The organism is Rhizobium sp. Leaf306, assembly GCF_001423425.1.
Taxonomy (GTDB): domain Bacteria; phylum Pseudomonadota; class Alphaproteobacteria; order Rhizobiales; family Rhizobiaceae; genus Neorhizobium; species Neorhizobium soli.
The window spans coordinates 847,885-871,338 of sequence record NZ_LMNX01000003.1 but is presented as its reverse complement, the minus strand read 5'-3'; the positions used below and the strand labels follow the sequence as shown (position 1 = coordinate 871,338).

The following is a 23,454-nucleotide window of genomic DNA, read 5'->3' as shown; positions in this document are numbered from 1 at the left end:
CGATAAAAACTCCGCCGGTGTTAGCCAACCGAGGCCCGAGTGTGGGCAATGGTCGTTGTGGTCATTGCGCCAGCTCAAGAGAGCTGATGGAACCTCGGTCAGTGACGAGAAGACGCCTCATTCGAGAGATGATCTCGCGGCCGGCGCATTGAAACTTTTGATAAAGCGTTCTGGAATGGCTTACCCGGCGCGATGTAGTGCCATCGCAGCTTGATCCTGTGCGTCCATTGCGGGAGCGCATCGCTGGTAAACTCGCTACGTTGTCGCTGACAATCAACCCTCGTTTGCCAAGCTTCCCGACGAACTGACCCCGTTCACAGGCAACCTGCAAGCCGGAGAGCGACATGACCACGCTCGGACATTCTCTGGTGCGATCATCGACGATCGTCAGACCTGGAACCTGCCGATCGGCGTTGCTGATTCGACATGAGGTCCAGCGACCAGCGATCGTTGGCGGCAAGCGGGATCAGCATCGGTGTTCGTATGCCTATCGCTCGCTTCCGACCGCCGCGCTTGCGCCCGTCAGTCACTCTCCTCGATAAAGCCGGAAGAGCCGCTTGCGGGTCACAATGTGACCTTCGCGTCCGAACGTGGGGACGCAACACAGTCAAGTCGAAGACCCATCGCACTTGACAACGTGGTGCTGCCTGTATTTTACTCAAGCTCGCGGAATAGGCATGTGCCGCCGCATCACATGACTTCGATTGTCTCCAGGCAGTTTCGCCTCACATCGCCCCGCCCCGTGCGGGATCTGCGTTGTGGGGTTTTTTGGTTTTGGTGCACCCGCATGAGCGACCCGATCAGGATTGGCATTCTCTTTTCGACAACCGGACCCTATGGGTCGATGGGGCGGGACGCGCGCGACGGTGCCGATCTCGCGATTGCCGAATTCGGCGACGTGTCTGATGGCGGCGTCGATGCTCTGTTCTTCGATCCCCACGCGGATCTTGCCGCCTATCTGGATGGTGCCCGCGATCTGCTAAGACAGGGATGCCGCCACATCGTCGGCACCATCACTTCGGCTGCCCGCAAGGAAGTCCTGCCGCTGATAGAAAAGCATGACGGTCTTCTCTGGTACATGTGCCCCTACGAGGGGTTCGAGGCCAATGAGAGCGTCATCTATCTCGGCGGCTGTCCGAACCAGCACCTCCTGCCGCTGTTCGAGTATCTCATCCCGCGCTATGGCAAGCGGCCCTATCTGGTCGGCGCCAACTATGTCTGGGGCTGGGAAATGAACCGGCTGGCGCGCGAACTGGTGGGCAGTGCCGGCGGCGAGGTTCTCGGTGAGCGTTACCTGCCGCTTGATGAAACCGCCGTCGAACGGATCATCGCGGAGATCGAGCAGCGGCGTCCAAGTTTCATTCTGAACAACCTTATCGGGCCTTCGAGCTATGCGTTTCTGGCCGCGATGCGGGCGCTGGCTGACAGGGATCCTGCGTTTCGGCCTGAGGTCTGCCCGGTCGTAAGCTGCGATCTGATGGAATGCGAGCTTGCCGATATCGCGCCGGGTGCTGCCACGGGGCAGCTTTGCGCCGCCTCCTATTTCGATACGCTGGCGACGTCCGAAAACGCGCGCTTCAAGCGGAATGTTCATGCGAGGTTCGGTGAGCGCCGGGTGTCGAGTGTCTTTGCGAGCGCCTACACGGCGGTCAAACTCGCACTTGCGGCGATTTCGGCGGCGAGTACCGACGATCCGCGGGCCGTGCGGCAGCAGCTGAGCCGCCAGCCCCTGGCCGAGCCTGTTTGGGCCGCTTGCCATCGATGCGGAAACCAACCATGCGGCGCTGCCCTTCCATCTCGGCCGCATCAACAGTTCCAACAGTTTCGACGTGATCGCTTCGCGGCCGCCGCTTGCGGCAGATCCTTATCTCACCGGCGGCAACCGTCTGCAGCCGAGACTGCGGGTGGTGTCATGAGGCAGACCCCGACTTTCGCCGGCTCAAAGGTGACGATTCTCCACCGCGAGGACGGCAATACCGAAAAGCTCGTGCGCCAGCTTCGCCTCCTCGGTGTCGAAGAAAATGTCCAGTGGGCGCCGCTGTCTTCGAGCGATCTGCCCGACATCATCATGGTCGATGCGGACCAGGGCTGGGACGATCTCCTGCCGTTCGACAGGCAGGCACCGCTTCGCCCCGTCGTGGCACTGCTCGGATCGGAAGCGCCCGGTCGCATTGCCTGGGCGCTGTCGCAAGGGGCGGGCGCCATCATCGCCAAGCCCGTCGCCAGTTCCGCCGTCTATCCCGCGCTCGTCATGGCGCTGTCCATCCAGCAGGAGCGCGAGGAGGCACAGGATCGCATCCGGCATCTGGAGGAGCGCTCGCGCCTGCGGCCTCTGGTCTATGCGGCGGTCGAGCGTCTGATGGTCTCGCATGCGATCGGTGAGGATCAGGCCTATCGGACGCTGCGCGAATGCGCCATGCGCCGCCGCTTGCCGATGGAGCAGATCGCTGCCTTTATCGTCGCCGGCGCCGAACCGCTCCCGGAGGCAATCTGATGCGGGTGATGAAAGAGCTTCTGAGGCAGCCGGTCGCGTTGTTCGGCATTCTCATCGTCCTCACGGTCGTCATTGCAGCGCTCGCCGCGCCGATGATCGCGCCGTTCGATCCTGACAACCAGATGTTCGACGGACTTTCTCTCGAGGGTGCGCCGTTGCCGCCCGGCGGACCGTTCCTGCTCGGCACCGACACGCTGGGTCGGGACCTGTTTTCGCGTCTTCTCTACGGCGCCCGCACATCGCTGATCATCGGGCTCGTCGCCAATGGCGTGGCGGTGACGATCGGCCTGTTCGTCGGCATCGTCGCCGGCTATGTGCGCGGCTTCTTTGGCACGCTCTTGATGCGCTTTACCGATCTGATGATGGCGTTTCCCGCACTGCTGCTCGCGATCGTGCTTGCCGCCCTGCTTCGCCCCAGCCTCTGGATCGTCGCGATGGTGATCGCGCTGGTCAACTGGGTGCAGGTCGCCCGCATCGTCTATACGGAAACCCGAGGGCTGGTGGAGCGCGACTTCATCATGGCCGAACGCTCGCTCGGTGCCGGTCACGGGCGGATCCTGTTCCTGCATATCCTGCCGCATCTGATGCCGACAGCGATCGTCTGGGGCACGCTCGGCATCGCGACGACCGTGCTTCTTGAAGCGACGCTGTCCTTCCTCGGGATCGGTGTGCAGCCGCCGCAGCCGTCCTGGGGCAATATCATCTTCGAGAGCCAGAGCTATTTCCAGGCGGCACCGTGGCTGGTGTTCTTCCCCGGCGCGATCATCCTTTTGACGGCACTCTCCTTTAACCTCGTCGGTGACGCCCTTCGCGATATTCTCGACCCGACGCAGCGGGGACGCGGCTGATGGCGATCCTCTTTATCAGGCGACTGGTGCAAATGGCGCTGATCCTGCTGGGTGTCGCGGCGATCACCTTCGTGCTGCTCTACGCCCTGCCGGCGGATCCGGCCCGGATGATTGCCGGCCGCAGCGCAACGGCGCAGACGGTTGCCAACATTCGCCGGGAACTCGGCCTCGACCAGTCGTTGCCGGTGCAGTTCTGGTCCTATCTCTCCAACTTGCTGCAGGGCAATCTCGGTCGCTCCTATGCGCAGAAAACCGAAGTCGCGACGCTGATCATGGCGCGGCTGCCGGCCACCCTGACGCTGATGTTTTCCGGCATCGTCGTCGAAGTGGTGCTCGGGCTAACGCTTGGAACGATCGCTGCCGTCCGCCGCGGCGGGTTCGTCGACCGGCTGGTGATGATGGCATCCTTTGTCGGGGTGTCGGCGCCGCAATTCGTGGTGGCTTTGCTGCTGCTTTATGTGTTTGCCGCAACGCTCGGCTGGTTTCCGATGAGCGGCTACGGCACGTTTTCGCATGTGGTTCTGCCGGCCGCCACGCTCGGCGTGCTTGGTGCCGGCTGGTATGCCCGCATGGTCCGCTCGGCAATGATCGACGTGCTCAACCAGGATTACGTGCGCACGGCCCGCGCCAAAGGGTTGTCGTCCCGGCGCATCACCTTCCGCCATGCGCTGCCCAATGCGGTGCTGCCGGTCATTGCCATGATCGGCATCGACATTGGCCAGTTCATGGGCGGCGTTGTGGTGGTCGAGGCCGTCTACGGCTGGCCGGGCATCGGACAGCTGGCCTGGCAGGCGATCCAGCAGGTGGATATTCCGATCATCATGGGCGTGACGCTCACCTCGGCACTCGCCATCATTCTCGGCAACCTCGTTGCAGACCTCATCGCGCCGGTCATCGACCCGCGCATTAGAACCCGCTGACAGCAACAAAAAGGGGAACGACGTGTTCAAACGCTGGCTTCGAAACACAACCGTTGCAACCATGGTGGCAATCGCCCCCGTGGGCACCATGTCCGCAATAGCGCAGGGCGCACCGCAGCAGGGCGGCGATATCGTCGTCACCTACAAGGACGACATCACCACACTCGATCCGGCGATCGGTTATGACTGGGTCAACTGGTCGATGATCAAGAGCCTCTATTCGCGGCTGATGGATTACGAGCCGGGCACGCCGAACCCGGTGCCGTCGCTCGCCGAAAGCTTCGAGGTCGCTCCGGACGGGCTGACCTACACGTTCAAGCTCCGAAAGGGCGTGAAATTCTCCAACGGTCGCGAAGTCGTCGCCTCCGACGTCAAATACTCGATCGAGCGTGCCGTCGATCCGAAGACGCAAGGCCCCGGTGCCGGCTTCTTTGGCGCCATCAATGGCTTCGAGGACTTAACGGGCGGCAAGTCGACGACGTTGTCGGGCATCGAGACGCCGGATGCCGGCACGGTCGTGTTCAAGCTGTCGCGTCCGGATGCGACCTTCCTGCACGTGCTCGCCATCAACTTCGCCTCGGTCGTGCCGAAGGAAGCCATCGAGGCAGCCAGTGGTGATTTCGGCAAGAGCCCCGTCGGTTCCGGCACCTTCACCCTGAAGGAATGGACGATCGGCCAGCGTCTCGTGTTCGAGAAGAACCCGGCCTACTACGTCAAGAACGTACCGCATATCGACAAGTTCACTGTGGAGGTTGGCCAGGAGCCTCTCGTCGCATTGCTGCGTCTGCAGAAAGGCGAGGTCGATATCGCCGGTGACGGCATCCCGCCGGCAAAGTTCCTGGAAATCAAGAACTCGCCCGACGGCGCCCAGATCATTGTCGACGGCGCGCAGCTGCATACGGGCTACATCACGCTCAACACCAAGATGAAGCCGTTTGACAACGTCAAGGTGCGCCAGGCCCTCAACATGGCGGTCAACAAGGATCGCGTCGCGCGTATCCTCAACGGCCGCGCCACGCCCGCCAACCAGCCGCTGCCGCCGCTGATGCCCGGTTACGACAAGTCGTTTACCGGCTATGCCTACGACGTCGCCAAAGCCAAGGCGCTGCTTGCCGAGGCAGGCTTTGCCGACGGTTTCGAGACCGTGCTCTATTCGACCAATACCGATCCGCAGCCGCGCATTGCCCAGGCCATCCAGCAGGATCTGGCAGCAATCGGCGTCAAGGCTGAAATCCGGGCGCTTGCGCAGGCGAACGTGATTGCTGCCGGGGGCACCGAGGGCGAAGCGCCGATGATCTGGTCGGGCGGCATGGCCTGGATCGCCGACTTCCCGGACGCGTCGAACTTCTACGGCCCGATCCTCGGCTGCGCCGGCGCGGTACAGGGCGGCTGGAACTGGTCCTGGTACTGCAACAAGGATCTTGATGCCCGCGCCGTTGCGGCAGATTCGATGTCCGATCCGGCAAAGGCTGCGGAGCGTACCGCTGCCTGGGGCAAGGTCTTCACGGACATCATGGCCGATGCGCCATGGGTCCCTGTGATCAACGAGCGCCGCGTCGTTGCCAAGTCGCTGCGCATGGGCGGTGCCGACAACATCTACATCGATCCGACCCGCGTCATCAATTACGACGCGATCTTCGTGAAGCAGTAAGCCTTCTCGCAGTTACCCTCCCGGCCAGGAAGCCGGGAGGGTTTCGATAAGAATGAAGGGAGAGACCCCATGTGCATAGCCTGTACCCACACCATTCATCGCGCTCAGCATAATTTTGGCTGGAACAAGGATTTCGAACCGGCAGTGGTCGCGAAACCGGGCGAGACGATCCATTTCGAGTGCCTAGATTCCTCCGGCGGCCAGCTCGGGCGTGATGCGACGCTGGAGACGCTGAACAGCCTCGATTTCGGCAAGATCAATCCGGTTTCCGGACCTGTTTATGTGGAAGGCGCCAAGCCGGGCGACGCGCTGAAGGTCACGCTGCGCAAGTTCATTCCGTCAGGCGTCGGCTGGACGGCCAACATTCCGGGCTTCGGTCTTCTGGCCGACCAGTTCAAGGACCCGGCGCTGCATGTCTGGACCTATGATACCGCCACCATGGCGCCGTCGCTGTTTGGCCCCGGCGGACGGGTGCCGCTGAAACCGTTTGCAGGGACGATCGGTGTCGCTCCTGCCGAACCGGGGACCCATTCGGTCGTGCCGCCGCGCCGTGTCGGGGGCAACCTCGATATTCGCGACCTGTCGGCCGGCGTCACGCTCTACCTCCCGGTTGAAGTCGAGGGTGCGCTGTTCTCGATCGGCGATACGCATGCCGCCCAGGGCGACGGCGAGGTCTGCGGCACGGCGATCGAAAGCCAGATGAATGTCGAGGCGACGATCGAGCTGGTCAAGGATGCGAAGCTCCAGTCCCCGCGCTTCACCGTGACCGAGCCGGTGACCCGCCATCTCGACGGCGCCGGATACGAAGTCACGACCGGCATCGGGCCGGACCTGATGACCGGTGCGCGCGAAAGCGTCATGCGAATGATCGATCTGCTGACCGTCGAACACGGGTTGAACCCAGTCGATGCCTATATGCTCTGCTCGGTCTGCGGCGATCTCAGGATCAGCGAGATCGTCGATGCGCCGAACTGGGTGGTGTCGTTCTATTTCCCGCGGATCGTCTTCGCGTGAACGAGCATTCCGCAACAGCTGCGATGCCGATCCTCAGCGTCCGCGATCTCGATGTCGATGCGCGGACGCCCGAGGGGCGCAAGCCCGTTCTGCGAAACGTGAGTTTCGATCTGGCGGCGGGCGAAACGCTCTGCATCGCCGGCGAATCCGGGTCGGGTAAATCCGTCACCTCACTGTCGATCATGGGACTGTTGCCGAAGGCCTCGCTGACGGTGACCGCGGGTAAGATCCTGCTCGGCGATCGCGACCTGACATCGCTTTCCGATCGGGCGATGCGCGCGGTGCGGGGTCGCGATATCGCCATGATCTTCCAAGAGCCGATGACCTCGCTCAATCCCGTGATCTCGATCGGCACGCAGCTGACCGAAGCGATCCGCGAGCATCAGGGTCGCGACAATGCGGACGCCGTGGCGCTTCAGATGCTCGACGCGGTGCATATGACCGAACCGGCTCGTCGGCTGAAGCAATTTCCGCACGAGCTTTCCGGCGGCATGCGGCAGCGGGTGATGATCGCCATGGCGCTGTCCTGCCGGCCAAAAGTGCTGATCGCCGACGAGCCGACGACCGCGCTCGACGTGACGGTACAGGCGCAGATCCTGAAGCTGATGCGCGAATTGAAGCGCGAGTTCGACACCTCGATCATCATGATCACCCACGACATGGGCGTGGTGGCGGAAATGGCCGACCGCGTCGTCATCCTGCAGAACGGCAGTATCGTCGAGCAGGGCGGCGTCATCGATATCTTCCACCGGCCGCAGGCTGCCTATACGCAGCAATTGCTGGCCGCCGTGCCGATCCTCGGTGCGCATGCGGGAATCGACGGTCCGCCGCGTGTCTCGGCCGAACCGAAGCAGCCGCTTCCCGCGCCGGATCGGTCGCCAGTCCTCAATGTCCGCGATCTCGGCGTCAGCTATGGCAGCGCTGCCGGCCGGATTTTCAAGGGCAAGCCGCCGGTGAATGCGGTCAGTGACGTCGCCTTCGATATCCTGCCCGGCGAGACGCTGGGTCTGGTCGGCGAAAGCGGATCGGGCAAGTCGACCACCGGAAAGGCCGTCCTCGGGCTTATTCCCTTCACCGGCCAGGTGATGATCGACGGCCGCAAGATCGGCATGCTTAGCCAGCGCGATATGCAGGCGGTGCGCCGGTCGGCGCAGATGATCTTCCAGGATCCCTATGCCTCGCTCGATCCGCGCATGGCGGTCGGGCGGGCAATCGCCGAACCACTGGTCATCCACGGTATCGGCAACAGAACCGAACGACAGGACCGGGTCGCAGACCTGCTTCGCCGCGTCGGGCTGCCGCCGGAGGCCGCCAGCCGGTATCCGCACGAGTTTTCAGGCGGCCAGCGCCAGCGCATCTGCATCGCCCGGGCGCTGGCTCTCGAACCCAAGCTCATCGTCGCCGACGAAAGCGTTGCGGCGCTCGATGTCTCGGTGCGCGCGCGCGTGCTCGACCTGATGCTGGAACTGCAGGAGACGATGGGGATCGCCTATCTGTTCATCAGCCACGACATGGCGGTGATCGAGCGCATGTCCCACAATGTCGCGGTGATGCGCGGCGGGTCGATCGTCGAGATGGGCCGCCGCCGGAACGTCTTCGAACAGCCGAAAGACGACTATACGCGGGCGTTGATGGCTGCGGTGCCGATCCCCGATCCCGCTGCGCGTCGCCATCACGGTTAAGGCGACGCGTATTCGTGGATTGCCTGACCTCGATGCGGGACTGTCTTGCCACGGTGCAGCGGCTGACGATAGACGCTTTACGACGAGGATAACGTTGGAGCGTCAACACGTATGCCGAACACAAGACACGGATTTCGTTGCTACTCATCGATTTTTTTGACAGCTTGTGCCGCAGATAGCCTTGGCCATCACACCAACGATACAACTCTATCAGCTATAACGGAACACGTATGACAATGTTGAAGAACATCCCAAAGCATTTGAGCCCGGATGTGCTGTGGGCACTCGCAGCAATGGGGCACGGTGATTGTCTGGCTGTGGTTGATGCCAACTACCCAGCTTATTCTCGTCATCAACGTGTCTTACCGATTGTGGGAGTGCCGCTCGTTTCAATCATCGCCGATATATTGAAGCTGATGCCGGTCGACGACTTTCTCGAAAAACCCGTAGTTAAAATGGTCCCTGACGGAGACCTGAGCTACGCCGCGTCGGTTCATTACGATGTCGAAAAGATAGTAAACGACACGGAGGAGCGGCAGGTTAGCTTCGAGCCCGTCGAGAGGACGAAGTTTTACGACGTTGCGGCTCGCGCATTCGCTGTTGTCGCGACTACGGATGACAGGCCCTTTGGTTGTTTCATTTTCACAAAGGGCGTCATCCGATCCGTCTAGTTTCCGTCGGCGCCATCGGTTCGATTTTGCGAGACTTCTGATATGGTTAGGCGTCCTTTGATCTCTGATTCAAAGCTGTCGGGATCATGACGTGGATGCGCTTTTTCATGTTGACGACCTGCGTGATGCGAATATCGGCCGCCAAGCTGCAGCGCCGTTCATGTCACCGAAGCCGTCTGCGGCTATGTCGGATCGAGTGCTGTCAGGTTAGAAGCAGATCGAGGTTAGGTAGAGACTACATGCCGCCAGCAATCAGCCGCTTTTGCAATAGGCGCGCCAGCCTCCGTATCGGCTAATGTCGCTTGCGCCTGTCTTGAGCGCGATCTGTTCGCACAGGAACCCCTTTGCCGACGTTCCGTCCGAAAGCGAGATCGTGCCGATCCCGAGAGGTGAGGGGATGGCTGCGACAAAACGGCCGAAGGCTGCGGGGGGCAGGCGCCAGATCTCGACTTCGATTTCGCTACCCTGTCCCTGGGCCACTTTCAGCATGCCCGGCTTGGCGGGAACGGTGCCGGCGAGGGCGTAAAGGCGGTAGTCTCCGGAAGTCCGCGCCGTTCGTGAAAATTTTCCATCGAGCGCGATGAGCTGTTGGTTGAGCGGCATTCCCGAAAGATGCGCGCCGACCACGACCAGATCGATCAGATCATCTGCCGTTACGACAGGCGGTGCCTCGGTCGGAGCCGGTAGCGGCCAGCCCGTCGCGCCGAGCGTCAGCCCGCTCGCGGCGTGAAGATCGCGGGCAAGCGTCGCTGTCAGCCCGTCCTTGCCGGCCGGCGCTAGAAGGGTGACGCTTGCCGGCAGGCCGTCCGGTCGCTTGCCGGTCGGGACAGCGATGCCGCACAAATCGAGCAGATTGACGAAATTTGTGTAGGTACCGAGGCGGGAATTCTCTCGGATCGGTTCGGCTTCCAGCTCCGCGACCGTGAAATGCCGGGGTGCCGTGGGCACGCAGAAGAGATCGACGGAGCCGATGACCGGCGCGAGTTTCTTCTTGAGTGCCTGCAGCGCGTACAAGCCGTTGAATGCGTCGGCCGCCGAGAGCGCTTTCGCTCCGCTGTAAATGCTGCGCGTTACGGGATGGAACTTGTCCTCCTGCGCATCGAAGAAATCCTTCACTGCTGCGTAGCGTTCTCCAACCCAGGCGCCTTCGTAGAGCAGGTCGGCTACCTCGTAGAAATCGGCAAAGGGAATTTCGACGAGGTTGTGTCCGAGACCGGTGAGGACGGCAAGTGCTTCTGCGTAGGCCGCTTCCATCGACGTGTCGCCGAAGAACCTCAGGTCGGCCGCCGCCGGCACACCGATCCTCAGCACGGGGGGCGCGGCGCGATAGCCTGTGGTCGGAGCCGTTCTCGAATAGGCATCGGTCTCATCCGGTCGGGCTGCGACCGAAAACACGGTCCAGGCGTCCTCCACCGTCAACGCGAAGACCGAAACGCAATCCAGCGTCCGGCACGCGGGAATGACCCCCGTGGTGGAAAAGGCGCCAAGGCTTGGTTTCAAGCCGACGATATTGTTGAGGCCGGCCGGAATGCGCCCGGAACCCGCCGTGTCCGTTCCTAGCGCGAACGAGACGATACCGTGTGCGGTGGCAACGGCCGATCCTGACGATGAGCCGCCCGGCACGAGTGTCGGGTCAATGGCATTCTTCGGGACCGGGTAGGGCGAGCGCAGGCCGACAAGGCCGGTGGCGAACTGGTCGAGATTGGTCTTGCCGATGACCAGCGCTCCCGCCTCCTTCAGCAGGCGCACGATGGTCGCATCTTTTTCCGGCGTGTAGGCGTAGTCCGGGCAGGCGGCGGTGGTTGGCATGCCCGCGACGTCGATATTGTCTTTTACCGCAAAGGGTATGCCGAACAGCAGCTTTGCGGGATCGAAGGCGCCGAGCTTTTCCGCTTCCGCCAGGATCTCGAGTTTATCGCCCAGGTGGATGAAGATACCGGGGTCATCGACCTCGGCAATCCGGGCAAACACGCGCTCGACGATCTCGGTGACGGTGCCGCCGTTGCGATAGAAATTCGACAGCGAGACGATGTCGAATGCGGGTAGATCCGTCGATGTGGAGTAAGTCATGCCATGCTCTCTTCAAGTATCTTCACGGGCCGGTCCCACTGGATCAGCACCACACATCCCTTATCGCTCCAGACCGAATGCTCGGTGCCGGCGGCGTTGACCACGTAACTGCCCTCACCGTAATCCCCCGCTTCATCGGACTGCACGCCGTTGAGAACGAGGATGGTTTCGAGCCCCTGATGGAGGTGGCGTGGCACGGATGCTCCCGGCTGATACTTCAGTATCGCCACGCCCGGTTGGTCGCCCTCGAACGCTCTGATCCAGTGGATCGTCACGTCTTTGCGGAACGGTCCGAATTCCAGGTCCTTCCAGCCTCCAGACGTCAGCATGGCGCGTGTCGTTTCAGGCATGGGGCAGTCCCTTCAGGATGTCGTCGATATGCGCCGTCCAGCCGACGATCGCGCCCTGAGCGCGGATCATGGCAATGGCAGCGGCCTTGAATTCGGGGAAATAGCTTTCGGTCGCCTCCTCGCAAAGCAGGCATTCATAACCACGGTCGTTCGCTTCCCGCATGGTCGTCTGAACGCAGACCTCGGTGGTCACGCCGGCAAAGACGAGCTGGGTGATGCCCTTCTGCTTAAGGATTTCGCCGAGTGCCGTCGCATAGAAAGCGCCCTTGCCGGGCTTTTCAATCACCACTTCGCCGGCGATCGGAGCGAGTTCCGGCAGGATTGCCGTGCCCGGTTCTCCCGCAATCAGCACACGGCCCATCGGCCCTTCGTCGCCGATCCGCAGAGCGGGGTTGCCGCGATCACGCTTGGCCGGCGGCAGGTCCGATAGATCGGGCCTGTGGCATTCCATCGTGTGGATGACGGGAATGCCCGAGGCGCGAAAGCCTTCGATGAGGCGTTTCACGTCCGGCACGATCCGGGTGATGCGAGAGACGTCGTTGCCGAGGCTTGCGCCGAAGCCACCGGCTTCCGCGAAATCGCGCTGCATGTCGATCACAACAAGCGCCATTTCGGCAGGTCGTGACGGGAAATCGAACGGTTCGGCCTTGATCATCGACATCAGTGATGCCCCGCCATATGTGCCCCGATCACGCCGATGTCGGCGCCACGCGCTGGCGTCTCGTAGACCAGCCGTCCCTCGGAAATGACGATGATGCGGTCGGACATTTCGAGAAGTTCGTCCAAGTCCTCCGAAAGCAGCAATACGGCCGTTCCGGCATTGCGCGCCTTCATGATGCGGGCCCGGATTTCCGCAACGGCCGAAAAATCCAGCCCGAAGCAGGGATTGGAAACGATCAGCAGATCGACGTCGCCTGTCAGTTCGCGGGCAAGCACGGCACGCTGTACATTGCCGCCGGAAAGCGCAGCAATCGGTGATGACGACGACGCGGTCTTCACCTTGAAATCGGAAATGAGCGCGGTCGCCCGTTCCTTCATGCCGGCCTTGGAAAGCCAGAGTGCATCTCGGCCATCGGCCTTGAGGTCGAAGGTTCGGAAGGACAGGTTCTCGCTAAGGGTCATCCGTGGCGCGCAGGCATTCTGCAGAGGCTCTTCGGGAATGAAACGCACGTTATTCGCCCGCGTTTGGGCACGTGTCGCCCCATAGGACGAGCCATTGACCTCGATATTGCCGGCACTGAGAGGTCGCTGGCCGGACAGGATCTCGGCAAATTCCTTTTGTCCGTTGCCGGATATGCCGGCAATCCCGACGATCTCACCTTCGTGGACCGACAGGTCGTCTATCTCGATCGTCTTCAGCCCGGATCGATCCGGCGCTCTGACGTTGCTGAGCCTGAGCACCGTCTCCGCAGACTCTCTCACCGGCGCGCGGCTGTCGAGTTCGGCGAGCTTCACATTGCCGATCATCATCGCTGCCATGTCGGCGGTCGAGAGGTCGCCGACCTTTCCCGTCCCGACCAGCTTGCCGCGACGCAGGATCGAGACGTCGTCGGCGAATTTGGTGATCTCGTGAAACTTGTGGGATATCATCAGCACGGTCAGCCCGCCGCTCTCCGTCATGCCGCGCACGAGGCCCAGCATCTCGTCGGCTTCGGCGGGCGTCAGAACTGATGTAGGCTCGTCGAGAATGAGGAAGGACCGACCGAGATAGAGCTGTTTGACGATTTCGAGCTTCTGTTTCTCACCGGCGGCAAGCTCGCTCACCGGCCGGTCGAGCGGGATCCGGAACGGCATACGCTCCATGAATTCAGCAAGTTCGCGGCGCTCCTTCGCCCAGTTGATCACGGCTGGCACTTCCGCCCGGCTGATCACGAGGTTTTCGGCACCGGTCAGCGAAGGGACGAGGGTGAAATGCTGGTAGACCATACCCAGCCTGTGGGTGGCCGCATCCCGTGGAGACGCGATCGCCACTTCGCGTCCGTCGACCGAAAGCGAGCCCGACGTCGCGTGGTAAAAGCCCATGATGCATTTGACCAGGGTCGACTTGCCCGCGCCGTTCTCGCCGAGAAGCGCGTGGAAGGATCCGGCCGGAACGCTGATCGAAACGTCATCCAGCGCCGTAAACGCACCGAACCGCATCGTCATTCCCAATGTTTCGATGCTGGCCGCCCGGCCACGCTCCGGAAGAGGGGTATCGCGAACAATGCTCACTTCATCTCTCCTTTTCTACGATGATGGCGACAGGCCCGCCGCCGGGTGGTCCCTGGTGTTCGGCGCCACCAGAGACGTATAGATCGGTCATGCCGAACACGCCCGCGAGCACGCCGCCGACAAAGGCGCGGGCATGGCGGGTGCCCGCAATGTCTGAATCGTCTAGCATCGTGTGACGCCGACCACCGACCATGCCGGAGGGGTCGGGTTCCGCCTTGGCCAGTACGGCTGCAATCGTCGCCCTTTCCGGCAGGCGCGCACGGGCGCCGTGCACGGAAGCAGTATCGATGGCGCTCGCCATGACGGCGTGATCGATCGCAAGCGGTCCGCTCCAGGCTCGGCTCATTCCAAGTACGATGATCTCGTGATCGGTCAGTTCGACGCCGGCGGATGCGGATGCGCGACGTGAAAAGAGGTCGTGACGGGAGCCGATGACCTCATCGGTAATGGTTGCGGCATCGACTTCGCCAAGTGCTAGGGCGACGCCCAGCGCCGAGGCTCCACGCGAAAGTCCCATGGACTTGAGTGTCTCGCGCGTGGCGACGGCGTGCCCCGTACTGTCTGCTTCGCCGATGCGGGCAAGCGTCAGAAGCGGGCATTTGATCTGGACGAAATGGACGTCCGCGGGGTCGTCGATGCCTGCATCCGCCATCGCGGTTCTTACGCCTTCGGCGACCATAAGCGCCTGTTCACGACGCCCGAGATGATGGAATGGGAGGTGGGGCGTTCTGGATGTACCGATGGCGAGAGCGGGCCCGCCTGCATCTGCGGCGTCATCAATCAAGCTCTCACGCGCAAAAACCGTCCAGTGCGGCGACAGGGCTCCTTCGGTGCCACCGGACATCACCAGCGAGACACCCTCGACGCCGTGGCGCGCGAACAGTGCCTCGAAACTCGCCGTGGCGAAGCCCCGCGTGAAATCGTTGACGCATCCGTTGCCCTCCGTCTTTCCGAGGATCGCAACGACGTTTTCCGGCTTCAGCCCTGCCGCGAACAGGGCTTCTACGCCCGATACATCGGACGGACCGCTCGCCGCGACGCGAAAGACTTGAGCACGCCTGGTCATGGTGGCGGCTTGCATCATCACGGGAGTGCCTCGATCAGCATTTTCGAGTTGGCCACCGCGCCGAAGACGCCGCCCTGCATCTTGACCATCTTGATCGCAGCGAGGTGGTTGCCGTAATCGGTCGCGCCGCAGCAATCCTCCAGAAGCAGGCATTCGAAGCCGCGGTCATTGGCCTCACGCATGGTCGTCGAGACGCAGACATCTGTTGTGATGCCTGTCAGAATGAGGTTCTCGATGCGCTTCTGGTGGAGGATCAGCTCCAGATCCGTCGCGCAGAAAGAACCCTTGCCGGGCTTGTCTATGATCGTTTCACCCTCGATCGGATAGAGTTCCGGAATGATGTCCCATCCCGGCTCGCCCCGGGTCAGGATGCGGCCGCAGGGACCGGGATCGCCGATGCCAGCACCGATGCGCTGCGAGCGCCAGCGCTTGTTGGCGGGAAGGTCGGCCAGATCGGGACGGTGGCCTTCACGCGTGTGGATGATGTGGTAGCGTTTGGCACGCATGGCCGCGAGCACCGATCTGATCGGCTCGATCGGCGCCTGTACCAGCGACAGATCATAGCCCATGTGGTCGACATAACCGCCCTTGCCGCAGAAGTCCGTCTGCATGTCGATGATGATGAGGGCGGTATTGTCGGGCCGCAGCTTGCCGTTATACGGCCACGGATAGGGATCGGCGCCGACATAGGTCTCGGTTGTTTCGACCATCGCATCCATGGAGTCTCTCCTATTCCGCTGCCGGCTTGAGGGTTTCGCCATAACGGCGCGACGGCTTGTCGAAACCGCAGGACGTGCCGTCGGTGACTTTGACCTCGTTCTCCCAGGGCAGCTGGTATTTGCCGGCGATCAGGTCGTGCATGTAGCTGTAGGGCGCATCGCCGGCGCCGCCTTCGACTGCGACGTAGCCGCGATGGCCGAACTGGTAGATATTGTTTTCCACGCCCCAGCCGCGCCGCGCCTCGCGCACAAGATCCGGACGGACTTCCGCTGTGATGATCTCGTTCGGCCGCCCGGACGTCCCGTGTGCAATGACCGAGCCGTCGAAATTGCAGATCATGCCTTCACCCATGCTGTCGAACGTGCCGTCCGAGCCGCACATGCAGACATTGGCGGTGACCATGAGATTGCAGAAGGCATTCGACTGGTTGGTAAAGCACCAGGCCTCGCGGATCGGGGCCGTATAGCCTGCCGTCCGGATCATGATCTCGGCGCCCTTGTAGGCGCATTCGCGCGCCATCTCCGGGAACATGCCGTCATGGCAGATGATCAGTGCGAGCTTTGCGCCCTTGGGCCCGTCGATGACAGGTATGCCGAGATCGCCGGGTTCCCAGGGCTCGACCGGCACCCAGGGATGCATTTTGCGATAATAGAGCTTCAGCTCACCCTGGTCGTCGATGACGATGCCGGAATTGTAGGGCATGCCGCCCGGGTTCAGTTCCATGATCGAGAAGCAGCCCCAGATCGCATTTTTGCGGCAGGCTTGCTTGAACGCAGCGACCTCCGGCCCGTCCAGCGAGCACATGATCTCAGGATTGATGTCCATCGAGAGACCGTGCAGCGCATATTCTGGGAAGACGACGAGATCCATGCCGGGCTGGTTGCGCCGCGCCTTCGCGACGAGATCGACGATCACCTGCGTCTGGCGGGCAAGGTCCGCTTTCGTCACTGTCACCGGCAATTGCAGCTGCACGAGACCGATACCGACGCCGTGTTCGGATTTGTTGAGGCCGCCTAAGCCATTCATGTCGCAACTCCTATCATTTCGTCAGGGAAAGCGCGCCCGGCGCGCCGGAAAGCGCGCGGTGGGGCGAGGATGTGGCAATCAGTATGGCAAGCGTCAGCACGTAAGGCGCCGCGTAGAAGAGGTAGTAGCCCTGCGTCACGCCCACCGATTTCAGCGCCGGTCCAAGCGCGCCTGTCCCGCCGAAGAGAAGTGCTGCTAGGAAGCAGTGGATCGGGTTCCAGCGGGCAAAGATCACGAGCGCCACGGCCATGAGGCCCTGGCCGGAGGAAATGCCCTCGTTCCAGGAGCCGGGATAGTAGAGCGAGAGATAGGCTCCGCCGACAGCCGCCAGCGATCCACCGAGCGCGGTGGCAAGCAACCGCACGCGGTCCGGGTTGATGCCCATCGCGCGGGCCGCATCGGTGGAGTCCCCGACGACCCGCAGGATGAGGCCGGGACGGGTATTGCGGAAGGCCCAGAACAGAAAGAGAGAAAGGGCAAAGCCGATGAAGAAGAGGACATTGATATTCAGCGCCGCCTGGACCTGCGGATAGGACGACCAGTTGCCGAGCGGGATGGACGGCAGCTTTGGCGCGGAAGGCTGGATGAAGGGCTTGCCGAGGAAGAAGGCGAACCCGAGCCCGAACTGCATCATGGCAATGCCGATCGCGATGTCGTTGACGCGCGGGAAGCGGCAGATGAAGCCATGAATGAGCCCGAAGACCGCTCCTGCCGCCATGGCCGCGAGCACACCGAGCCATGGCGAACCGGTGAGGACGGCGACGGCGTAGGCCGTCATGGCACCGAAAACGAGCGTGCCTTCCAATCCGAGATTGATGCGTCCGGAACGCTCGGTAATGGCTTCGCCGAGCGAGACGAAAATAAACGGAGTAGAGACGCGGATTGCCCCGGCGAGGATCGCAAGCGGCACGCCCCAGAGACCAATGTTTGTCTCGTCCATCACGTTCTCCTTTTCCAGAGGTCGGGATTGAAGACCTTGAACCTGCCGTAAAAGGTCTCGCAGAAGAGGATGACGATGAAGAGCGTGCCCTGCAGCGCAACGACGGTCGCATCAGGCAGTCCCATCCGGCGCTGGATCAGGCCGCCGGATGCCTCGAGCCCTCCGAGCAGAAACGCGATCGGGATGATTGCCAGTGGATTGTGGCGCGCCAGAAATGCCACGAGAATGCCGGTGTAGCCGTAACCTGCCGCAATCGAGCCGTTCGCACTGCCCTGCACGGCCGCCACCTCCAGCATGCCGGCAAGCCCGGCGAATGTGCCGGCGATCGCCGTGAAGCCGACGATCAGTCGACCGACCGGCAAGCCCTGGATCTGTGCGGCGCGTACATTTCCGCCGGCCATCCGAGCGGCAAAGCCGTAGCTCGTCATCTCGATCAGGATCCAGGAGCCGACGCAGGCTATGATGCTGATGACGAGGCCCCAGTGAACATCCATTCCGGGGATATCGCCGATCATATATCCGGGTGGCAGCGGCATGGTGGAGGGCTTGTTCAGGCTTGCCGGATCCCGCAACAGCCCTTCCACGAGCTGGTTCATCAGCGCGATCGCGATATAGGCCAGCAGCAGCGACGAGATCGTTTCGTTGACGCCGCGGTAGTGCCGCAGAAACCCTACCGCACCGATCCAGATGCCGCCGACGATCATGGACGCAACCGCCATGACGATGAGCGCCGGATAGGGAGGAAGGAAGCCGGTCAGTGGTGCGGCAACCGCTGCGGCTGCAACGCCGCCGAGCACGAGCGCGCCTTCTCCGCCGATGATGACCAGACCGAGGCGTGCCGGCAGTGCCACGCAGAGCGCTGTGAGGAGGAGGGGCGCTGCGCGCGAAAGGCTGTTTTGCAGCGAAAACCAGCTGCCGAAACCGCCGGTATACATGAGCTGGAAGAGCGCGACCGGCGACTTGCCGATCGCGAGAATGAAGAGGGAAAAGAGCATGAGGCCTGCCAGAATGGCAGCAGACCCGATCACGACAGGCTCCGCCCGCCGCGCCAGCCATTCCAGAAGCGGGCGGAACGTGGCTCCTCCGCCGGCATTCAACGAGAGCGCTGGATCGTTTGCTTGTACCGTCATGACGCTTCTCCCTTCACCTGATGTCAGGAAGTGGAGCCGACCACGCCCTCGACGAGGTAGGCCATGCTTTCGAGATCGATCGCATCCTCCGCATAGGCCTTGTCGGCAGCGATTACGGCATTGCCCTTGTTGTCGTTGAGGGGGCCCTTGAACACGGAAAGCTTGCCTGTCATCGCCTCGGCAAGCGTCGCATCGAACATCTTGCGGCCTTTCTCCGATACACCGGGACCAAGCGCGCTCATCTTGACGAACCCGTCCTTCAGTCCGCCGCGAACGAAATTCCCGAGCTTTTCGCCGGCCTGGGCCTTCGTGATGAAGTCCGTATAGACCTTGCCCCAAGCCCATTCGGCGCCGGTCAGGTATTTCTCAGGCGCAAGCGGGCTCTGGTCGGCGTGATAACCGCAAACGAACGCGCCGCGGCCGGCGGCGGTCTCGACAACGACCTTCGGGCTGTCGACGTGGCAGGTGATGACATCCACCCCCTGATCGACCAGCGCGTTGGTGGCTTCGGCTTCCTTGATGGCGAGCGACCACTCACCCGTGAAGATCACCTGGCAGGTGATGGTCGGGTCGACGGAACGAGCCCCGAGCAGGAATGCATTGACGTTCTGAACCACCTGCGGGATGGGCTTCGCCGCGACGAACCCGATCTTCTTGCTCTTGGTCGCGTTCCCGGCGGCAACGCCGTTCAAATACTGACCCTGATGGATGTAGCCGAAATAGGATCCCGTATTGGCCGGGTGCTTGCCCGCCTGCCACAGGCCACCGCAATGGCGGAACTGGGTGTCGGGATACTTCGCTGCCATAGCCAGCATGTGGGGATCGAAATAGCCGAACGACGTCGGGAAAACCAACGACGCGCCATCGAGGTTGATCATCGATTCCATCGTCTTCTGGACATCGACGGTCTCGGGCACGTTTTCCTCTTCGACGAGCGTGACACCCGGCATGGCCTTGATGACCGCAGCACCTTCGGCATGGGCCTGATTGTAACCGTAGTCATCCTTCGGTCCGACATAGATGAAGCCGACCGTCAGCGCGGTCTGCGCCAATGCCGTTCCCGGCGTGAGACCGGGAAGTGCGCTTGCGGCAAGTCCGGCCGCAGACACCTGCAGAAAATTCCGGCGGTTCATGGAAAGGAGTTTCGTCATCGTCATTCTCCCTCGCGGCGCTCGGCCGTTCGCTATTGGACAAGGGACAGCAAGCAACAGGCGTGCCACTTTGTAAGTCATTGAAAACGCTGGTGCCGACTGAATAGATAACAAGAACTGACAAAACTGCATGCAGTTTTGGACGAGCGTGCTGATTTTAGTGTCACTGTATGAAAAATATTCGGAGAAACCGAGATGCGCTCCCAGCGCTATCTAGGATGTCTGGACGAAAAGCATTTAAGTTCAATGCATTGAGGAAAGCGTTGACATGGCGGAACACGAACTGCATCTGTATGCACTACGTCTAAAGCGCCGAGAGTGTCTTGACTGAGGTGAAGCGAAGAAGATTAGTCCGGGCCGGGACGACTGTGGCGCAGATGGTGAGAGCCATTGCCGATATGATCGTGACCGGCGAGATGCCGCCTGGCGAAAGGCTCGACGAGCTTTCTCTCGCCGCCCGGTTCGAAGTCTCCCGGACGCCTGTCCGGGAAGCTTTGCGGGAACTCGGCGCAATGAGCCTGGTTGGCCGGGAGCCCAATCGCAGCGCCGTCGTGATGAACGTGACGCAGGCCCGCCTCCACTCCATGTTCGAGGCCATGGCGGAACTGGAAGGCATCTGCGCGAGGCTCTCTGCCGAGCGCATGACGGTCGACGAGCGACGTGGCTTGGATATCGAACATCGCAGTTCGATACATCTCGTGCATTCGGGCTCGCCGGAGGACTATTCCGCTTACAACACCGAATTCCACAACAGGCTTTACCGAGGAGCTCACAACGATCACCTTCTCGAACTGGCAACACAGACCAGGGCAAGGCTGGCGCCATTTCGCCGCGCGCAGTTTCGTCTGACCGGGAGGCTCTCGAAGTCATACGATGAGCATGACCGGATCGTTACCGCCATTCTGCGCGCCGATTGCAAAGCCGCCGGGCAGGCGGCCTTCGACCATGTGTCGATCGTCAGCGACGCCAGCGCGGTTTTTGTTGCAGCGCATGGTTGAGGTTTTGACGTCGCGGATTTTCGAAAGGCTAGCTCTTCGAGAGGCGAGGACGACGGTTTGCTTCCCATCAAGGAGTGCGAATGTTGGGCTGTGACGAGATCTCCGCAAAATTGCATTGAGACCGTTGGGAAAGACTATATTTGTCTTATTCAACGGCATACCGATTGGTGCTGCTGTATGACCTGTCCAATGAAAGCGTTTTCATGCCGTATGCCGCCGCACCTGCAATCCTGCTAGATCTGGATGGAACTCTAATCGCGTCGGAACCCGGAATTCTGTCGAGCTGCAGGGCAGCCCTTCGTTCCCTTGGACATGATACTGATCCTGCCATGGACATCAGGTCGATCATTGGCCCGCCGATCGAGGACGTCATGCGGTACCTGCTCGGACAGTTCGGCGACGACCGGGTCACCGAAGGGGTCGATGCCTACCGGCAGGACTACGGGTCGCGAGGCCTTCTTCTGAGTGAGGTCTATGACGGTATCCCGGAAGCTCTTTCCAGGATGAAGAAAGAAGCCAGGCTTTTCCTCGCGACATCCAAGCGCGAAACGTTTGCGCGCCGCATACTGGAAGACAAAGGCCTAGATGCTCTGTTCACCGGTATTTATGGATCGACCCCGGCCGGCGACATCGACCATAAGCCTGAACTGATTGCGCACATCATCCAGCAGCATGAGCTTGACGCGGATCGTTGTGTCATGATCGGCGATCGAAAATACGATGTCACCGGCGCCCATGCCAACGGCATGCGGGCTGCGGGTGTGCTCTGGGGCTACGGTGAGCAAGCCGAACTGGAGAGCGCGGGAGCGGATCGCCTGGTCGTACAGACCGCGGAACTGGCCGATGTCGCGCTTGGCATGGTGTCCAGCGCCGAACGATAATCCAGGCTGTCGCTTAATAACCGAGCGCGATGCCGTCCTTGCGGTGGTCGGTGGCTCCCAGCAGAACGCCCCGCTCGTGGTCGATGTAGATTGCCTGCGCACCGCCGATCGGTTCGTCCGCCCAGACGGTTGTGTGGCCGCGACGTTCCAGATCCATCCGCACGTCGTCGGAAATGGTTGGCTCGAGACTGAGCTTGCCATCGAAATAGAAACTACGCGGCTGGTCGCTCGCCTGCTGCGGATCCATGTCTCGATCGAGGATTTGGCTCAGCAGATGGCAATGGCCGACCGCCTGGTATTGCCCGCCCATGACCCCGAAGGTCATGCGCGTCTTGCCGCCCTCGGCCAGCATGCCGGGGATGATCGTGTGGAAGGGCAGCTTGCCGGGGCCGATGGCGTTGGGGTGGCCTTGTCTGACCACGAAGCCCGCGCCGCGGTTCTGCAGCAGCACGCCGGAGCGTGGCGCGTAGATGCCGCTGCCAAATGCGAAGAAGATGGAGTTGATCAGCGAGACGGCGTTGCCGTCGCGGTCGACCACGGTCACGTAGACGGTGTCCTTATGCGTCGGACCTTCCCAAGTGCCAGCCGGAGCGGCCTTTTCAAGGCTGATCTTCGAGCGGATCGCGTCTATCGAGCGATCCGACAGGATGGCATCGACGTCGGCCGTCATATGGGCGGGATCGGCGATCACCTGGTCACGCCGGGCATAGGCTGCCTTCGATGCTTCGGCGAGAAGATGGATGCGGTCTGCCTCCGACAGCGTCGGATCGCGCAGGTCGAAGCCGTCGAGGATGCGCGCAATCATCAAAGCGGCAAGCCCCTGGCCGTTTGGCGGGCATTCCAGCACATCCCGGCCCCGATATTTGGCCGAGATGGGTGCGGTTTCAAAGGCGGCGAAACTGGAGAAGTCACTTTCCTCGTGCAGGCCACCTAGCGACTGCAACAGGCCGACGATCTCCTCGGCCACCAGGCCCTTGTAGAAGGCGTCGCGGCCGCCCGTCGCTATGGCGCGCAGGGTGGCGGCCAGCGCCGGGTTGGTCATCCGCTGGCCGGTCACCGGCGCCTTGCCGTTCGGCAGGAAGTAGCTTGCGGAGCCTGCGAACTTACCGACGCGGGGGCTGTAGCGCGCCCAATCGAGCGCGACGCGTGGGGTGATGCAATAGCCGTCCTCGGCAGCGGCAATCGCTGCGGCCAGAACACGGTTCATCCCGAGGCTACCATGGCTTTCCATCAGCCGGCACCAGGCATCCACTGCGCCGGGTACGGTTACGGCATGTGCGCTATCGTCGGGGATGGAGGAGAAGCCTTTGTCGATGAAATAGGCTAGCTCGGCCTTCTGGGGTGCACGGCCGGATCCGTTGAGCGCGACTGGCGTTCCGCCGGCCGGTGAATAGAGCGCAAAACAATCTCCGCCGATGCCGGTCATCAGCGGATCGATGACCGACTGCAGCGCAACCGCTGCCACCGCCGCATCGACCGCATTGCCGCCGGCGCGCAGGATGTCCACCGCCGCGAGAGTCGCCTGCGGATGAGAGGTCGCAGCCATGCCGCGGTCCGAAATGGCGACCGAACGTCCCGGCTTGAAGAAATCGCGCGATGTCATGGCATCTGCTCCTGATCTGCGAAGATTG

Annotated in this window: 20 protein-coding genes and 2 pseudogenes; 10 read left to right on the top strand and 12 right to left on the bottom strand. The window is 61.9% G+C overall.

Going from position 1 to position 23,454, the window contains the following annotated elements; genetic code table 11:
* Positions 1-6: 6 nt before the first annotated feature.
* Positions 7-583: pseudogene (locus ASG19_RS24505) on the bottom strand (integrase core domain-containing protein); the annotation flags it as partial.
* Positions 584-787: 204 nt separating this feature from the next.
* Here ASG19_RS24505 and ASG19_RS17340 point away from each other — a divergent pair.
* From ASG19_RS17340 to ASG19_RS17305, 8 genes and pseudogenes are all read left to right on the top strand, one after another.
* A pseudogene (locus ASG19_RS17340) lies at positions 788-1,916 on the top strand (transporter substrate-binding protein).
* The gene (locus tag ASG19_RS24690) at positions 1,913-2,494 is read left to right on the top strand and encodes an ANTAR domain-containing protein (RefSeq protein WP_062460048.1); all 582 of its coding nucleotides are present in this window, start codon (positions 1,913-1,915) and stop codon (positions 2,492-2,494) included. The pseudogene ASG19_RS17340 and the gene ASG19_RS24690 overlap by 4 nt, the downstream one beginning before the upstream one ends.
* The gene (locus ASG19_RS17330) at positions 2,494-3,342 is read left to right on the top strand and encodes an ABC transporter permease (protein WP_062460046.1); all 849 of its coding nucleotides are present in this window, start codon (positions 2,494-2,496) and stop codon (positions 3,340-3,342) included. Before ASG19_RS24690 ends, ASG19_RS17330 begins: the two co-directional genes overlap by 1 nt.
* Positions 3,342-4,262 carry an ABC transporter permease gene (locus ASG19_RS17325; protein WP_062460044.1) on the top strand — a complete coding sequence of 307 codons (921 nt, stop codon included), beginning with the start codon at positions 3,342-3,344 and terminating at the stop codon, positions 4,260-4,262. The genes ASG19_RS17330 and ASG19_RS17325 overlap by 1 nt, the downstream gene beginning before the upstream one ends.
* A 22-nt stretch (positions 4,263-4,284) precedes the next feature.
* Entirely contained in the window at positions 4,285-5,913 is a 1,629-nt protein-coding gene (locus tag ASG19_RS17320) for an ABC transporter substrate-binding protein (protein ID WP_062460042.1), read from the top strand.
* Positions 5,914-5,982: 69 nt separating this feature from the next.
* Complete coding sequence (locus ASG19_RS17315) at positions 5,983-6,927, top strand: acetamidase/formamidase family protein (protein ID WP_062460040.1); 945 nt, start codon at positions 5,983-5,985, stop codon at positions 6,925-6,927.
* Positions 6,924-8,609: an ABC transporter ATP-binding protein gene (locus ASG19_RS17310; RefSeq protein ID WP_062460038.1), complete on the top strand. Its 1,686-nt coding sequence runs from the start codon at positions 6,924-6,926 to the stop codon at positions 8,607-8,609. The genes ASG19_RS17315 and ASG19_RS17310 overlap by 4 nt, the downstream gene beginning before the upstream one ends.
* 236 nt (positions 8,610-8,845) lie before the next feature.
* Positions 8,846-9,280, top strand: a complete 435-nt coding sequence (locus ASG19_RS17305; protein WP_062460521.1) for an RbsD/FucU domain-containing protein — start codon at positions 8,846-8,848, stop codon at positions 9,278-9,280.
* Positions 9,281-9,532: 252 nt separating this feature from the next.
* On the opposite strand, the gene atzF is transcribed toward ASG19_RS17305, so the two are convergent.
* From atzF to ASG19_RS17255, 10 genes are read right to left on the bottom strand one after another with little or no spacing between them, the layout of a single operon-like run.
* On the bottom strand, positions 9,533-11,350 hold the full coding sequence (gene atzF, locus ASG19_RS17300) for an allophanate hydrolase (protein ID WP_062460036.1): 1,818 nt from the start codon (positions 11,348-11,350) through the stop codon (positions 9,533-9,535).
* Positions 11,347-11,700, bottom strand: a complete 354-nt coding sequence (locus ASG19_RS17295) for a cupin domain-containing protein (RefSeq protein WP_062460034.1) — start codon at positions 11,698-11,700, stop codon at positions 11,347-11,349. Before ASG19_RS17295 ends, atzF begins: the two co-directional genes overlap by 4 nt.
* Positions 11,693-12,361, bottom strand: a complete 669-nt coding sequence (locus ASG19_RS17290) for a cysteine hydrolase (protein ID WP_062460032.1) — start codon at positions 12,359-12,361, stop codon at positions 11,693-11,695. The genes ASG19_RS17295 and ASG19_RS17290 overlap by 8 nt, the downstream gene beginning before the upstream one ends.
* A complete protein-coding gene (locus ASG19_RS17285) occupies positions 12,361-13,911 on the bottom strand; it encodes an ABC transporter ATP-binding protein (RefSeq protein WP_062460030.1) in 1,551 nt (516 codons plus the stop codon). Before ASG19_RS17285 ends, ASG19_RS17290 begins: the two co-directional genes overlap by 1 nt.
* 1 nt (position 13,912) lies before the next feature.
* Positions 13,913-14,977, bottom strand: coding sequence for a ring-opening amidohydrolase (locus ASG19_RS17280; RefSeq protein WP_062460518.1), 1,065 nt, complete (start codon positions 14,975-14,977; stop codon positions 13,913-13,915).
* Positions 14,978-14,994: 17 nt separating this feature from the next.
* Positions 14,995-15,696: an isochorismatase family cysteine hydrolase gene (locus ASG19_RS17275; protein ID WP_062460028.1), complete on the bottom strand. Its 702-nt coding sequence runs from the start codon at positions 15,694-15,696 to the stop codon at positions 14,995-14,997.
* 10 nt (positions 15,697-15,706) lie between these two features.
* Positions 15,707-16,723 carry a formamidase gene (locus ASG19_RS17270; protein WP_062460026.1) on the bottom strand — a complete coding sequence of 339 codons (1,017 nt, stop codon included), beginning with the start codon at positions 16,721-16,723 and terminating at the stop codon, positions 15,707-15,709.
* A 13-nt stretch (positions 16,724-16,736) separates the two neighbouring features.
* Positions 16,737-17,663, bottom strand: coding sequence for an ABC transporter permease (locus ASG19_RS17265; RefSeq protein WP_062460024.1), 927 nt, complete (start codon positions 17,661-17,663; stop codon positions 16,737-16,739).
* Entirely contained in the window at positions 17,663-18,793 is a 1,131-nt protein-coding gene (locus ASG19_RS17260) for an ABC transporter permease (RefSeq protein WP_062460021.1), read from the bottom strand. The genes ASG19_RS17265 and ASG19_RS17260 overlap by 1 nt, the downstream gene beginning before the upstream one ends.
* A 23-nt stretch (positions 18,794-18,816) precedes the next feature.
* Positions 18,817-19,944: a BMP family ABC transporter substrate-binding protein gene (locus tag ASG19_RS17255; protein ID WP_062460019.1), complete on the bottom strand. Its 1,128-nt coding sequence runs from the start codon at positions 19,942-19,944 to the stop codon at positions 18,817-18,819.
* Between the two features lie 323 nt (positions 19,945-20,267).
* Here ASG19_RS17255 and ASG19_RS17250 point away from each other — a divergent pair, with 323 nt between their 5' ends.
* Positions 20,268-20,942: a GntR family transcriptional regulator gene (locus ASG19_RS17250; protein ID WP_062460017.1), complete on the top strand. Its 675-nt coding sequence runs from the start codon at positions 20,268-20,270 to the stop codon at positions 20,940-20,942.
* Positions 20,943-21,145: 203 nt separating this feature from the next.
* Positions 21,146-21,823 (top strand): HAD hydrolase-like protein, encoded by a 678-nt coding sequence (locus tag ASG19_RS17245; protein ID WP_062460515.1) that lies wholly within the window; start codon positions 21,146-21,148, stop codon positions 21,821-21,823.
* Positions 21,824-21,836: 13 nt separating this feature from the next.
* On the opposite strand, the gene ggt is transcribed toward ASG19_RS17245, so the two are convergent.
* Positions 21,837-23,426: a gamma-glutamyltransferase gene (gene ggt, locus ASG19_RS17240; protein ID WP_062460015.1), complete on the bottom strand. Its 1,590-nt coding sequence runs from the start codon at positions 23,424-23,426 to the stop codon at positions 21,837-21,839.
* Positions 23,427-23,454: the final 28 nt, after the last annotated feature.